The organism is Aphanizomenon flos-aquae FACHB-1287, assembly GCF_014698755.1.
Lineage (GTDB): Bacteria > Cyanobacteriota > Cyanobacteriia > Cyanobacteriales > Nostocaceae > Dolichospermum > Dolichospermum flosaquae.
The window spans coordinates 1-13,947 of the sequence record NZ_JACJTO010000042.1 but is presented as its reverse complement, the minus strand read 5'-3'; the positions used below and the strand labels follow the sequence as shown (position 1 = coordinate 13,947).

The following is a 13,947-nucleotide window of genomic DNA, read 5'->3' as shown; positions in this document are numbered from 1 at the left end:
TTAAGTTAGTAATTGAGTCCAATAGCGCTCATAAATTTCTGCAAATTTTCCCAAAGGAGCTACACGTTCACACTTTACTAAAAGTGATGCAGGTGGAAATAAGTTAGTATTTTCTTGAATTGCTTTTGGTAACAGTTCAAATCCTGCACGATTAGGAGTAGAAATATATAATCTTTCCGAAATTCTTGCTGCTACTTCTGGTTGCAAAATCAAATTAATCCAAGCATAAGCACCAGCAACATTAGGATTAGATTTGGGAATGACAATAGTATCAGTCCATATTGAAGAACCACTACGGGGAATGACAAATTTGAGGTGGGGATTTTCCTGACAAATTTTCACAGCATCAGCAGAATAACACATAGCGATCGCTAAATCTCCCGCCAGAATTTTATTTTGCCAAGCATCAGTATCAAAAGCCGCAAGAGCCGGTTTTAATATCTGTAATTTCTGATATGCTTGTTTCACCTCATTTTCATTTTGTGAATTATAGGAATAACCTAACATTCGTAAAGTTGCACCCATTACCTCCCGCACATCATTGAGTAAGGTAAACCGTTTATTTAGTTTAGCTTGATTTTGCCAAAGATATTCCCAATCTTCAGGGGAATTTGTGAGTTGTTCTGAATTATATAATAAACCAGTTGTTCCCCAATTAAAAGGAATACTGTAACGGTTATTAGGGTCATAAGTAGGATTATGAAATTGTGAAAATAAATTATCTAAGCCAATTAAACGACTATGATCTATTTCCATTAATAACCCTTTTTCCGCCATCTTCTGTACCATATAATCAGATGGGTAGATGATGCTATAAGTACCACCTCCTCCGGCTTGTAACTTAGCCAACATCACATCATTGGATTCATATACATCTGCTATTACCTTTATCCCCGTTTGGGTCGTAAAGAGGGTTAACAATTCTTGATCTGTATATTGTGTCCATGTATAAATATATAGTTTATCACTTTGATTAGAGCTAATATAGTTTGACCCTACCTTAGCGAGTTGCCAACCACAACCACCTAAAGATAAGGTAGAAAAGGCCGCCATTTTTTTGAGAAAATTACGTCTGTTAGTCATCTAATTTGCGTCTTGACTAATAGCTAAACAATCCGCTTTTTCCCACCAAACATAAATAGGTGTATTTCTATCTGGTAAACTACCATAAGTATTAGGTTGTAAAACATTGAGATTAATACCATTGATTAATTCCACAACATAATTAACATGAGTTCCTAAATACATGACATTAATTAGTCGTCCTTCAAAACAATTTGTGGGTATATTAAGTGGATATAGAGAAAGTTGAACCTTTTGAGGACGGACACTAACAACAACACTTTGGGATATTCCCAGAGGAGTTTGTTCACAGCGACCAACGATAATGGTTAAACCTGTTTTAGTAGAAATTTTTACAGATTCTGCATCTACATCTACAATTTCACCACTAAATAGATTAGTATCACCAATAAAACTAGCCACAAAAGGAGTTTGAGGACATTCGTAAATTTGACTGGGAGTACCAATTTGTTCTATTTTCCCTTGGTTCATTACAGCAATACGGTCAGATAAAGATAGCGCTTCTTCCTGATCATGTGTCACCATTACAAAAGTTAACCCTAAATTCTTGTGAAGATTGGATAACTCAACTTGCATCTCCTTACGAAGTTTCAAGTCCAATGCTCCCAAGGGTTCATCTAAGAGGATAACTGCGGGACGATTGACCAACGCTCTAGCTAAAGCTACCCGTTGTTGTTGACCACCGGAGAGTTGATTAGGAACACGGAATCCCAAACTTTCCATTTTGACCAGTTTCAAAGCTTCAGTAACACGACTAGCAACTTCTGATTTAGATATTTTTTGAAATCGCAGTCCAAAAGCAATGTTTTCCCAGACATTCAAATGATTAAATAAAGCATAACTTTGAAATACAGTATTTACAGGTCGTCGATAAGGAGGAACATCAGTCATTAACTGACCTTGAATGAGTAACTTACCAGCATCCACCCTTTCAAATCCAGCAATCAAGCGGAGTGTAGTTGTTTTTCCACAACCAGAAGGACCTAAAATACTAAAGAACTCCCCCTGTCTAACATTCAAATCTACTCCGTGGACTGCGGGTTCTTGGTTAAAAAACTTGAATACGTTACGCAATTCAATATCAAATGGTTGTAATGGTTTTAAACCTCTTTGATTCTGCATCGCAGTTTGAGCCATAATTTTCAGTAGAATACCCTGTGGTATGAATAAAATCAACTTAATGTAGTTGGTGGTTAATTGTCAATTGTCACTTGTAAGTTTTTCATTTGTTACCTATTACCTATTTACCCCGAAAGTTTTTTTGGTCTTATGGCTATTTTACCATCATTACTTAGTATAACAAAAAATACACGCACAGTTGGCCGTGGTGTCCAATCTACATTTATAATTTTATTCACATTATTAATGTTATCTGGAATCGGTGCTAGATTAATTTATTTGCAAATTGTGGAAGGAAAAAACCACAGACTACGAGCAGAATCCAACCGGATTCGGGTTATTCCCAAACAACCGGAAAGAGGTAACATTTTTGACAGAAAAGGTAAATTATTAGCCAGCACTCGTTATCCTCGGTCTGTGTACTTATGGCCAATGGCACATACCAAACCCTCTTGGTCAGTAGTTGGCCCACGTTTAGCAGAAATTCTCGACATCCCCCAAGAAGATATTGAAACAATACTGAAACAATCTGCTGTCAATCCTTCCTCACTCATTCGGATTGTTCGGAATTTAAACGAAGCACAGGTAACAGGACTAAAAGAATATGAAAACGAACTACCAGGAGTAGAAATAAATACGGAAGCTGTTCGTTATTATCCTCATGGTCGAGAATTAGCTCACATACTTGGATATACCCGGGAAATCACGGCTAAACAGTTAGAAAAAAAGAAAACAGAAGGCTACCGATTAGGAGATGTGATGGGTCAAATGGGGGTAGAAAAAGCCTATGAAAAATTGTTAAGAGGTGAATGGGGCGGTCAGCAAGTAGAAGTAGATGGCCGCGGTAGACCTCTAAGAGTGTTGGGAAGCAAACAAGCAAAAGCAGGTAATGATCTGCACTTGACAATAGATTTAGATATACAAATAGCCGCAGAAAAAGCTTTAGGTAAACGTAATGGCGCGATAGTTGCCATTAACCCTAAAAATGGGGCTATCTTAGCAATGGTGTCTCATCCCACTTTCGACCCGAATATCTTTTCTAAACAAAAACTTTCTCAAAAAGATTGGGAAACTCTGCAAGGTTCTGAACATCCTTTAGTCAATCGGGCTATTAGTGTCTTTCCTCCAGCGAGTACCTTTAAAATCGTCACGACAACGGCTGCACTAGAATCAGGTAAATTTTCTCCTGATACAGTATTGCAAACCTACGGTTCTTTAACTATTGGTGGGACTAGGTTTGGTGAATGGAATCATGCTGGTTTTGGACCATTGGGTTTTGTGGGCGCACTACAGTGGAGTAGCGATACTTTCTTTTATCAAGTTGCTAAACGAGTTGGTGGACCAACATTGATTGAATGGACTCGTAAATATGGATTTGGTCAAAACACCGGCTTTGAATTTACTACAGAAGAGTCCAAGGGTTTAGTTCCTGATGAAAATTGGAAACAGAAAACATGGAAGAGAGCTTGGAGTATCGGTGACACTATAAATATGTCCATTGGCCAAGGGGCTTTACAAGCTACTCCTTTACAAGTAGCTGTGATGTTTGCTGTTCCTGCTAATGGTGGTTATCGAGTGCAACCCCATTTATTAAAGGATAATGAAGAATCTAAAAGCTGGAGAGAATCATTATATCTCAAACCCAGCACCATCAAAGTTCTGCGTCAAGGATTGCGGAAGGTAGTTCATGAAGGTACAGGTAAAGTATTAAATGTTCCAAATCTTCCCCCAGTAGCTGGTAAAAGTGGTACAGCGGAAGCGTGGAAGAAAGGAGTTAAAGAAAATCATGCTTGGTTTGGGGCTTATGCACCTGCGGATAAGCCAGAAATTTTAGTGGTGGCCTTTGCTGAACATTCTGGTGGTGGTGGTGGTAGTGTTGCAGCACCCATGATTTTAGAAATAATGGAAAAACATTTTGCTCGAAAATAGGTCATTGTGATTGCTAAGTAGTCGCCCAAAATAAATTTTCCTAGTCTAGTCAAGCTAAAAAAAAGACCCTGAAGATAATTTCAGGGTACATACACGTTTTTCAGGCATTAATAAACTCAATACTACTCAACCTCAAGAGATACTGCTACTACCTAAAGTAGAGTTAATAGACATATTTTTGCTTTTGGTGAATAAGAACTTACATTTAATCCACATTCCCCACAGGTGATTTATAAATAAAGACTTAAGATCAGCAAAATTGACCGAAAAGACGGGACACAAGCCCCGTCCTTCTAGGAAGGCTTTATGTTAAAATTTGGTCATAGTCGCCTTATGGCATTGGGAGACTTTAAACGGACATGGAGGGACGATAAGACCACTTGTGGCGTGTTTCATTGAAGTGTCAAGAATCACCGCACCTTCAGGTCGGTGAGTATGTCAAACTCTAGAAATAATTTATAGCAATACCCCGTAATTTTAACGGGGACAATGTAAGCTACAAAACAACGATTATAGATTAAAGGATTACATAATCACTCAATCCGTACAATCTATGATCGTTTCTTATATTTATCTTGATCATCAGTTGCGATCGCGTCACAATAATAATTAAAACTATGTAATTTATCTTCACAATGTCCCTCTCCCAACTTACTCCTACCCTTTCTTCTCCCCACACCCCCACAGAAACCTACTGGGGATATGATTATGATTTAGTCATAGTCGGTGGTGGAATTGTCGGTTTAACCCTGGCCGCAGCTTTAAAAGATTCTGGTTTAAATATTCTCCTGATTGAAGCTAGAGTTGCATCAGCCGCAGTGGCTAAAGGACAGGCCTATGCTGTACATATGTTATCAGCCCAAATTTTCCAAGGAATTGGTGTATGGGATAAAATTCTCCCCAATGTCGCTAAATATAATCAAGTTCATCTCTCTGACGCTGATTATCCTGATGTAGTTAAATTTCAAACTGATGATTTAGGTACACCGGAATTAGGCTATGTAGCAGAACATTACGCACTATTAGAGCCTTTGCAGGAATTTGTTCGCAATTGTGCAAATATAACTATGTTGTGCCCAGCAGAAGTGGTAAGTACACAAAATCAGAGAGATCTAGTAATTATTAATATTAAAATGGCCGAGGAGAGTCGAATAATTCGCAGTAAATTATTAGTAGCTGCTGATGGTTCTAAATCGCCAATTCGTCAAGCTGCGGGAATTAAAACTAAAGGCTGGAAATATTGGCAATCATGTATTGTAGCTTTTGTCAAGCCCGAAAAATCTCACAATAACACCGCTTACGAAAAATTTTGGTCAAGTGGTCCCTTTGCAATTTTACCTTTACCGGGAAACCGTTGTCGCATTGTTTGGACAGCACCCTGTGAGGAAGCAAAAGCTTTATGCGCTTTAAATGATCAGGAATTTTTAGCGGAATTAACTAAACGCTATGGTGAGCAAATGGGTAAATTAGAATTATTAGGGGAGAGGTTTATTTTTCAAGTACAATTAATGCAGAGCGATTGCTATGTTCTCCCTAGATTAGCATTAATTGGCGATGCTGCCCATAATTGTCATCCTGTGGGAGGACAAGGTTTAAATTTAGGTATTCGTGACGCAGCAGCATTAGCTGAAATCATCCAAACAGCGCGGCAAAATCGTCAAGATATTGGTAATATTTCCATTCTCAAAAAATATGAACGCTGGAGAAAAAAAGAAAACCTCGCAATTTTAGGTTTCACTGATTTATTAGATCGAGTTTTTTCTAATAACTTTTTACCAGTGGTAATAGTTCGTCGTCTCGGTTTATGGATGATGCAAAAAGTCCCGATGATCAGAATATTTGCTCTGAAATTAATGATAGGATTAAAAGGAAAAACACCAGAATTAGCCAAACGGTGAAATCATCAAAACATTCGGCTATCATAGATTGATATTTTCGTCTTTTTTTGATAGCTGATTGCTAAAAATAACATCAACCTTATCAATAGTAAAAGTGAGAGATATCATGACTCAAACTTTAGAAAATTCTCTGAATTTAGTAGAAAAAGAACAACATTTCTACCGTCCTGGAATAACTTGGGAAAAGTTCCAAGCAATTCAAAAAGCATTTGAAAATGTACCAGGAGTGCGTTTATTTTATTGTGAGGGAGTTTTAGAAATCGTGACTATCAGTAAACCACATGAAGCAATTAGTAGTTTAATGGCTGTATTACTAACCAAACACTTTGAAATAGAAGAGATTGAATTTTTTCCCAGTGGTAGCTATTCGCAAATTATTCCTGGTATAGTTGAGTATCAAGCTGATTTATCCTATTGTTTTCAAATTGATAAATCTAGACCAGATTTATGTATTGAAATTGTGATTACTAGTCGTAGTCCTATTAAATTAAAGAAATATAAATTAATGCAAGTTCCCGAAGTTTGGTTTTGGGAAGATGGAACTTTAGAAATTTACTGTTTACGAGAACAAGAATATGAGAAAGTTAATAATAGTGAATTGTTACCAAAATTAGATTTATCCCTATTAAATCGTTGTCTTTTGTTATCTTCTCCCCTAGAAGCAGTTAAAGAATTTCGTCGAGGTATTTAATGGTTATTCCTCGTTTTTCTCGTTCCCAGGTTCTACCTGGGAATGCCATCTAGAAGGCTCTGCCTTATGCTAACATTAATATGAGGCAGAGCCTCATTAACCGTATTCCCTGTCAGAGACAGGGAACAAGTAAATAAATAACCCATTTATTGCGTCTGACGTGATATTGATTTATGGCAATTCTGGAAACTACTTTTCTTATGTGGTATTATAAGTATGTCTAGAATATGACTTTCTTCATCAAGACACGACCACATCTAGCAATTATATGGATCTGAGTAATTTACCAAAACCTGTTTGGTATATCCTTACAGGAATTCTTTTATTGACTGTAGGCTATGGGGCTGCTACCCACGTCCCAGGACTGAATGATTCAGATAAGGAAAAGTCTGAAAATAACGCTTCCACAACATCAAATTCTAGTAGTGTAAAAGTTAGTGTCTTTGATGAAGCCACTCAAGTTCCCATAGTGGGAGCAAAAATAATAATGGAATCTGAAGGTGGATCAGATACAGATACAACTGACAATTTAGGTGCTTTTCGAGTTCAAATACCAGCTACAGATTACGTTAAAGTTCACATACATAAAAAAGGATGTGAGCCTTATAAGCAAGATTTAAATCTGAAAAGTAACCCTGATAGACCTAAATCAATTTTATTGAAATGCTCAAGTCCTACAAAGAAAAGCCCTAACAGTTAAATCATTTACTATCTTCAAATGTCATCCCTGCGCCAGCATTTTCAGCATATTAAAGAAATAGTTGACTGGACTTGGACACTAGCCATAATGTGTCTGGTTGGTTATATATCTCTAGGACAACTTGCCCAATTATACTGGGCAATGGTATTTTTTGGGGGATTAGCAGCTAGTTTTGGTCTATTTTACGATTTTTCATGTGAGCAATTAGCAGCACTAAATTATATTGAGGATTCATACCAGCTTCAAAAAGCAACTGCTGATGCTGCAATTGCCCAAGATTTACTTCGGAAATTTCATAACAGAAACCCTGAAATTGCAAATCGTTTTCCTCAGTTTATACAAATAAAAAATCAAGTCAGCCAAATAAGAACCACTTCTGCTAATAAATCCAAACAGCAAGTTTATCGACAAACACAAACACCTCCCAGAAACTCATCACAATCATCGTCTCAAAAACCAATACAACCAATTAAATTATATCGATTACCTAAAACAGAAACACAATATCAGTCGCAAAATCCAGTACAACCGATGAGATCATCTTCACCACCAAAGAGACAGTCACAAAAGCCTCAAAAAAGAACAAATACAGGAAAGACTGTATTTGTCAAACCTCACATGAGAAATGGTAGTTGGGTCAAGGGTTATTCCAGGAAAAAACCGAGAAAATAATTGTTCTCTGTAATTGCTTACTATATGTTTATCTGATATAGATAAATGTTTTATTTACTATCTTCAAATGTCATCCCGGCGTCAGTATTTTCAGCATATTAAAGAAATAGTTGACTGGACTTGGACACTAGCCATAATGTGTATGGTTGGTTATATATCTCTAGGACAACTTGCCAAATTATACTGGGCGATGGTATTTTTTGGAGGATTAGCAGCTAGTTTTGGTCTATTTTACGATTTTTCATGTAAGCAATTACAAATGTTAAATATTCAATTAAAAAGATCAACAAATTATACCGAATATAAATACAAGCTTCAAAAAGCAATTGATGAATTAGATTTAGTTCAAGATGTCTTTAGAGAATTTGATCACAGAAATCCTGAAGTTGCAACTCGGTTTCCTGAGTTTGTTCAACTAAGAAATTATGTATATGTTAAGCCTCATGTGAGAAATAATGTATTGGTAAAAGGGTATTACCGAAAAAAACCAATAATTTAATCTGAAAATTTGGATTGTTTAGTATGTTTTCTACTGCCAAAAGTCTTACATTATATACTTCCTCGTTCCCAGGTAGAACCTGGGAATGCCATCAAAAGGCTCTGCCTTATGCTAACATTAATATGAGGCAGAGCCTCATTAACTGTATTCCCTGTCTCTGACAGGGAACAAGTATTAATCTAGTAAAGATTGTATTGGTTTTCTGGCCTATATTTGGAAAATTGACAAAGGCATTGACTTATTTAACCCATTTTTATTTAGTCTTGCTTGACTGACATTTAAAATAAGATATAATATAATATATATGTTATGGTGATAATTATGTCTAACCTATCCTTAGAACGCAATCAACTTAAACAAACCCTGAAAGAATTAATCATAGAACTGTTTTCAGAAAACAAAGAAGAATTTTCAGCTTTATTTACGGAAATAATTGAAGATATTCCCTTATCAAAAGCTATTGAAGAAGGAGAAAAAACAGAATTAACAGATAGAGAAACAATTTTTGCAATTTTAAACCAAGAACAATGAAAACCGAATTTAGGAAAAGTTTTGAAAAAGATTTAAAAAATATCAAAGATCCTAATTTACTAGAGCGGGTTAAATCAGTAATAGAAGAAATAGAAAATACTGTTACTGTACAAGAAATTAATAACTTAAAAATGATGAAAACAGCAAATAATCATTATCGCATTCGGGTTGGTAATTATCGAATTGGGATATCTGTCAATAATGATTTAGTAACATTAGTAAGAATTTTACATCGCAAAGAAATTTATAGATATTTCCCCACAAGTGTTGAATCCTGCAATAAAACTTTACAATCTTTGCGTTTTACCCAGGTAAAATCCATTGTCTATTGAGAATAGAGTCATTAATTGACCAAATTTGGTATCACCAATACCAATGCACAACTTGGACACAATCCTCAAAATCTTAACATTCAACACTTGTGATATTTCCCTTAATAAATTTGTCCATTTTCTCCAAATCTTCCCTCAATCATATTCTGCCACTAACTCCCGTTTCATTAATGCCAAAAATATGATAAATTACATGAGGATACTTGTCTCTAGCCAAATATTCGCCCTGAAATTACAGCGATTTTGCTGGTAAACGAACCAAGGTTTTTGTTTCGCTCAAAGACGCAAAGTAGGGAAGGCGCGAAGGAAGAAGGTAATCAAAGTCTGGTTTAATCTCGATAACTTAGCCAGCCCTAAATAGATTTTTGATATCTGACGCACCTTAACACTATTATTTATTTACTACAAACATTAGTTAAAAAAGAGCCACAATGCCTAACTCGGTAAATGAACTTTTCAACCAAGTCGAACGATTGAAACAAATTCTTATATCTCGTGCTACTGGCAATTTTGATGAAGGAGATAATGAGGAATATAAAAAATTACGGTTAAACTTGTTGCAAATTCCACGTATCAATAATCAAATGCCTGAATGCGTAAAAAAATGTAGAGATTTAAAAGAGTTTTGGGATTTTGTTGCTTCCAATCTTGGTAAAAGTTATTCAAGAGCCTATCAAGAACGAAGAATGTATCTTCAGAGAGAATTTAATCCTCTTCTAACCTTACTAGAAACTGAAGTAATTGCATCCACAAATAGCGGTATATTAGAAATATTAACGATGGTTGACTCAGAACATATTAAAGAAGCATGGCAGAAAGCATTAGAACGAAAATCAACAGATATAGATGGTGCAATCACTATGGCAAGAACTTTGCTAGAAAGCGTCTGTAAATATATCCTAGATAGGAATGGAGTGACATACGAGTTTGGCGCAGATTTACCCAGTCTCTATCGTCTAACTGCTAATGAACTTACTCTTGCTCCAAGTCAACATACAGAAGAAACATTAAAGCGAATTTTTGGAGGATGTCAGACAATTGTAGAAGGGTTAGGAACACTCAGAAATAGGTTGAGTGATGCTCACGGTAGGAGTATGAATGATGCTAAACCTGCTCCTCGTCATGCTGAACTAGCCGTTAATTTAGCTGGAAGTATGGCTATTTTTCTGATTCAAACATGGGAAGAGACTAGCTTCTAGTTTCGTAGTTCCAATTTTCTAACTGAGAATACAGTTTGATGGTGCGTTAGCGATAACGTAACGCACCATCAAAAAAGCAATTAAGAAACTTCCGTCTTTTCCTTACCTGCATTCAAAGTCACAACATCTTGCAATCTTTCCTCGTTCCCAGGTAGAACCTGGGAATGCAATCAAAAGGCTCTGCCTTATGCTAACATTAATATGAGGCAGAGCCTCATTAATTGTATTCCCTGTCTCTGACAGGGAATAAGTATTTAAGTAATTAAACTTCGGCTTTTGACTGATTCAAATTAACCACGTCCTGCAACCGAGAAATCACAAAAGACTTCTCCAAATAAGACAACAAACCACCAGCTTTTGGACCCTTTTCTTTATTTAAAAAAGATAGATACAAAGCCTTAAAAGCCATTGGTTGTTGAACCCCTAACTCCTTCGTAGTCGAGAAAATTATAGTTTGTAATTCCTCAGCTTCCCAGTTACCAATATCCTGCAAATTCTCGATCAATTTTTGCAAATAAGCAACTTGTTCCGAATTTAAATCATGAGCTTTTTCGGGAACTTGTTCCAAATAAAGAACTAACTTTTCTTCCTCGTCAGCATAATCTTGTAACCACTTTTTAGCCGCAGCAATTCTTTGATCAATAATTTGTTGATCATACTCATTTAAAGGCTGTAAACTGCGTTGTACAACCTCTTCCTGAATATTTAAACGGGGAACTTGTAACAAAGAAATTAATGTACTAAAATCAAAAGGTTGAAAAGTTTTAATTTCATTCCCTAATTGGGCGTAAAATAAAGACATTAATTCCTCCGTTAATTCAGGAGCATGAGAATACTTATTAATTAAAGTATCGTAATCTCTAAATAACCGGGTGGTAGTTTCATAATTTGGTGCGAAATTAATTACAGTTCTGGGTTGAGTTCTTAACATTAAAAATCTCAATAATTCAGAAGGTAATAAATCAGCAATTTCCCGAGCACTCGAACCTACACCCTTAGAAGAACTCATTTTTGTACCATTCACAAGAATAAATTCATAGGGAGAATGGAAAGGAGGTTGTTTTTGTAAAACCTTGCGACTAATAGCATTAGCAACATCACGAGAACCACCCTTTTGAGAATGATCCTTCCCGGCCATTTCAATAGTTACACCCAATATATCCCATTTAGCTACCCATTCAACTTTCCAAGGTAATTTACCATGACCATTAAAAGGAGAAACCCAACCAGAATGTCCACAACCTTTTACATAATCAACTCCATCAGGTTTACAGGTGTAAAATACTTCTGAACCGTTATAATCTGTAGTGACAGTAGTAGCGATTTTACCGCAATTTTCACAAATAACTTGAAAAGGATACCAATTATTTGCACGTTCAGCTTTACTTACTTCCTTATAAGCTTCCCGCACCAAATGAGCATTTTTCAGGAAAATATCAATATAGGAATTAAGTTTTCCTGAACGATATAAATCACGTAAAAAATACGTTTCTGGTTTAATTCCTAAATATGCAAAAATTTCAAAAAACTCACCAATAAAATACTTAGCATAATCTTCCGCACTATCACCAGGAGAAGGAACATTACACAAAGGAAAACCCAAATAAGGCTGAAATTTTTCTTTATCTAAGTATTTAGGAACAGTATCTAGCGCATCATAATCATCCACACCATACAGAAATTTTACAGGCTTTCCTGCGTGTTTCAAAGCACGGTAAATAACGTCATGGATAACTACACCACGTAAAGACCCAACGTGTACTCGTCCAGAAGGAGTCTTAGAATCATTAACTACCTGTTCACCTACTGCATCAGCAGCAATTTTATCAGCCCAAAACATTTATCTTTTATTATTTCACAATTTCTCCATTTTAACTGCTGTCATGGAGAATAAAATCATTTATATTTTGATCTAGATATTTAATAAAAATCGCTGTCTTTCCAGAAGCACTAGCTAGAAAAGGATGATTTTGAGCAGTCGCTTGTGTCGCTATCGCCAGATTCTAAAAATTGTTGTAATTTAGTGAGATTAGTTGTCATTTGGGACTATTGTGTAGGAATAAAAGTGATACCGCGAATTTCAATGTCAACATGAGCATTAGGAACAGTACACTTAGGATCTGGAAACTGAGATTCTGGTCTTACTCTACCTTATGCACCAGCATTTTTAGCTTTATCATCCAATTTCCGTTGTTTTCAGTTTTTTAGCTGGAACACTAGCGCGAAACTCAAAAGTCTGATATCATAGTTTTATCAGCGGGTGAGTAGCTCAACGGTAGAGCAGTTGACTCTTAATCAATTGGTTGCGGGTTCGATTCCCTCCTCACCCATTAACAAAAATTTCCTCGCAATTCCCAATGCTCCTAAAATCAGGACTTTTTTTGAATTTGCACTGGTAGCGAAATCATAAAGATAGAGATAATTGCTAGTCATCAAGTATCAAATTGCATTAATTACAGAATCAATCACAGTAGAAACACAGGGAATAGCGATCGCATTACCAGTTAATTTTCGCATAGTTTGATAACTTCCTACTATTTTATAAGATTCTGGAAAACCTTGCAATCTCAACATTTCTCTTGCAGTTAATCTTCTTTCTCCATTGACCAATAAATAATTATAAGATGCTCCTGCTCTCAATGCACAGGAATAAGGATGTATACTAATATTACCAGATTTATTTTCATGCCATATTGTTGGTTGATCATATTTTTGCTCAGGTTTGACTTTTTGTAACCGATTTTGGCGAATTTTTTCGGAAGCATAATAAAATTCAGAAACAGATTTTTCTAATATTTCTGATAAGGGTTGCATGGATATTTTGATTAATGGCCAATTAAAGTTATAATAATGATTTGGATTTTTCAACCCAACTATCAAAATTCTTTCGCGTTTTTGTGGTAAACCAAAATCAAGAGCATTGAGAATTTTATAATCTGTATAATAGCCTAATTCTTTTAATGTGTTAATAATTACTTTTAATGTTTTTCCCTGTTGATGTCCTTGTAATTGTTTGACATTTTCTAATATAAAAGCAGAAGGTTGTTTATTTTTAATAATTCTGGCAATATCAAAAAATAATGTTCCTCTGGTATCTTCAAAACCTTTTAATTCTCCACAAATACTAAAGGGTTGACAACAGAAGTGTTGAATGTTAAGAAAAGCCTGATAAAAATAGCCAAAAATATGTTAAATTTTGGGCGAAGGATTAAAATATTTTGATTAACCATGATCATAAACTCATTTCCCAAGATTGTCAAAAATATCCTGGAAGGACTACCCAAAAATGATTAT

At 35.7% G+C, this 13,947-nt stretch carries 14 protein-coding genes and 1 tRNA gene; 10 read left to right on the top strand and 5 right to left on the bottom strand.

Annotated elements, in window-relative coordinates; genetic code table 11:
• Both H6G44_RS16755 and H6G44_RS16750 read right to left on the bottom strand, forming a co-directional pair.
• Complete coding sequence (locus H6G44_RS16755) at window positions 1–1,083, bottom strand: polyamine ABC transporter substrate-binding protein (RefSeq protein WP_190387668.1); 1,083 nt, start codon at window positions 1,081–1,083, stop codon at window positions 1–3.
• Window positions 1,084–2,220 (bottom strand): ABC transporter ATP-binding protein, encoded by a 1,137-nt coding sequence (locus H6G44_RS16750; protein ID WP_190387667.1) that lies wholly within the window; start codon window positions 2,218–2,220, stop codon window positions 1,084–1,086. It abuts the gene before it with no gap.
• Window positions 2,221–2,352: 132 nt separating this feature from the next.
• Here H6G44_RS16750 and mrdA point away from each other — a divergent pair, with 132 nt between their 5' ends.
• From mrdA to H6G44_RS16705, 9 genes are all read left to right on the top strand, one after another.
• Window positions 2,353–4,131: a penicillin-binding protein 2 gene (gene mrdA, locus H6G44_RS16745; protein ID WP_190387666.1), complete on the top strand. Its 1,779-nt coding sequence runs from the start codon at window positions 2,353–2,355 to the stop codon at window positions 4,129–4,131.
• 635 nt (window positions 4,132–4,766) lie between these two features.
• The gene (locus H6G44_RS16740; RefSeq protein ID WP_190387665.1) at window positions 4,767–6,029 is read left to right on the top strand and encodes an FAD-dependent hydroxylase; all 1,263 of its coding nucleotides are present in this window, start codon (window positions 4,767–4,769) and stop codon (window positions 6,027–6,029) included.
• 106 nt (window positions 6,030–6,135) lie between these two features.
• Complete coding sequence (locus H6G44_RS16735; RefSeq protein WP_190387664.1) at window positions 6,136–6,720, top strand: Uma2 family endonuclease; 585 nt, start codon at window positions 6,136–6,138, stop codon at window positions 6,718–6,720.
• 268 nt (window positions 6,721–6,988) lie between these two features.
• Window positions 6,989–7,420 (top strand): hypothetical protein, encoded by a 432-nt coding sequence (locus H6G44_RS16730; protein ID WP_190387663.1) that lies wholly within the window; start codon window positions 6,989–6,991, stop codon window positions 7,418–7,420.
• A gap of 18 nt (window positions 7,421–7,438) precedes the next feature.
• On the top strand, window positions 7,439–8,092 hold the full coding sequence (locus H6G44_RS16725) for a hypothetical protein (RefSeq protein WP_190387662.1): 654 nt from the start codon (window positions 7,439–7,441) through the stop codon (window positions 8,090–8,092).
• Between the two features lie 67 nt (window positions 8,093–8,159).
• A complete protein-coding gene (locus H6G44_RS16720) occupies window positions 8,160–8,591 on the top strand; it encodes a hypothetical protein (RefSeq protein WP_190387661.1) in 432 nt (143 codons plus the stop codon).
• 321 nt (window positions 8,592–8,912) lie between these two features.
• The gene (locus H6G44_RS16715; protein WP_190387660.1) at window positions 8,913–9,122 is read left to right on the top strand and encodes a hypothetical protein; all 210 of its coding nucleotides are present in this window, start codon (window positions 8,913–8,915) and stop codon (window positions 9,120–9,122) included.
• Complete coding sequence (locus tag H6G44_RS16710; protein WP_190387659.1) at window positions 9,119–9,454, top strand: type II toxin-antitoxin system RelE family toxin; 336 nt, start codon at window positions 9,119–9,121, stop codon at window positions 9,452–9,454. Before H6G44_RS16715 ends, H6G44_RS16710 begins: the two co-directional genes overlap by 4 nt.
• 431 nt (window positions 9,455–9,885) lie before the next feature.
• Complete coding sequence (locus H6G44_RS16705; protein ID WP_190387658.1) at window positions 9,886–10,653, top strand: abortive infection family protein; 768 nt, start codon at window positions 9,886–9,888, stop codon at window positions 10,651–10,653.
• 262 nt (window positions 10,654–10,915) lie between these two features.
• On the opposite strand, the gene lysS is transcribed toward H6G44_RS16705, so the two are convergent.
• Window positions 10,916–12,493, bottom strand: a complete 1,578-nt coding sequence (gene lysS / locus H6G44_RS16700) for a lysine--tRNA ligase (protein WP_190387657.1) — start codon at window positions 12,491–12,493, stop codon at window positions 10,916–10,918.
• 418 nt (window positions 12,494–12,911) lie between these two features.
• On the opposite strand from lysS, the gene H6G44_RS16695 reads away from it, so the two are divergent.
• Window positions 12,912–12,983, top strand: a tRNA-Lys gene (locus H6G44_RS16695).
• Here the strand turns inward: H6G44_RS16695 and H6G44_RS16690 are convergent.
• Both H6G44_RS16690 and dcm read right to left on the bottom strand, forming a co-directional pair.
• Entirely contained in the window at window positions 12,949–13,086 is a 138-nt protein-coding gene (locus tag H6G44_RS16690; RefSeq protein ID WP_190387656.1) for a hypothetical protein, read from the bottom strand. The two genes, H6G44_RS16695 and H6G44_RS16690, sit on opposite strands and share 35 nt — an antisense overlap.
• Window positions 13,087–13,092: 6 nt before the next feature.
• On the bottom strand, window positions 13,093–13,806 hold the full coding sequence (dcm, locus tag H6G44_RS16685; protein WP_313885312.1) for a DNA (cytosine-5-)-methyltransferase: 714 nt from the start codon (window positions 13,804–13,806) through the stop codon (window positions 13,093–13,095).
• Between the last annotated feature and the right edge of the window lie 141 nt (window positions 13,807–13,947).